1 protein-coding gene is annotated in these 620 nt (G+C 47.1%); it reads left to right on the plus strand.

Going from position 1 to position 620, the window contains the following annotated elements; all coding sequences use genetic code 11:
• On the plus strand, positions 1–620 hold a 620-nt coding region (locus K8089_RS16270), incomplete at both ends, for a hypothetical protein (RefSeq protein ID WP_237604336.1).

The following is a 620-nucleotide window of genomic DNA, read 5'->3' on the forward strand; positions in this document are numbered from 1 at the left end:
TCCTTTACGACCCTTACCATAAAGGTAATCAGCAATCCAAACCCTGTAACGCCAGACCCTATTGTACTGTGCGACTACAATATAATTGTACCCCCAGGGCCTTATGACGAAGTAGAGCTGTTTGACCTTACCGTTCGCAACGCACAAATACGCAATGGGAACAACTGGACCTTGGACTACTATGAAAGCTACGGCGATGCGGTAACCCAGACCGATGCCATCCCGGCAGCAGAGACAACGGCCTACCAGAACATCAGCAACCCACAGGTTATCTATGTACGTGCTACCAGTAATACCACAGGTTGTTTTGAAATTGTAGAACTAGAATTAATTGTAGAACCATTACCAGACGACAGTGCGGTTGTAGAACCCTATGTGTACTGTTCAACAGATGGTACCGAGATAGGCGTCTTTGACCTTACCACTAAGATCGGTGAGATATTGGGAGGCCAGCCGGCACCACCGATGGAGGTAAGTTTTTACCTAACAGCACTAGATGCAGAAAACAATACCAATGCCATTACAAATGTTACGGGCCATCGCAATATGGATGCGGGCAACAACCCGATAAACCCACAGACCATTTTCACGGGAATCACCAATACCGAGACAGGCTGTTA

This window comes from Aequorivita vitellina (genome assembly GCF_022008365.1).
Lineage (GTDB): Bacteria > Bacteroidota > Bacteroidia > Flavobacteriales > Flavobacteriaceae > Aequorivita > Aequorivita vitellina.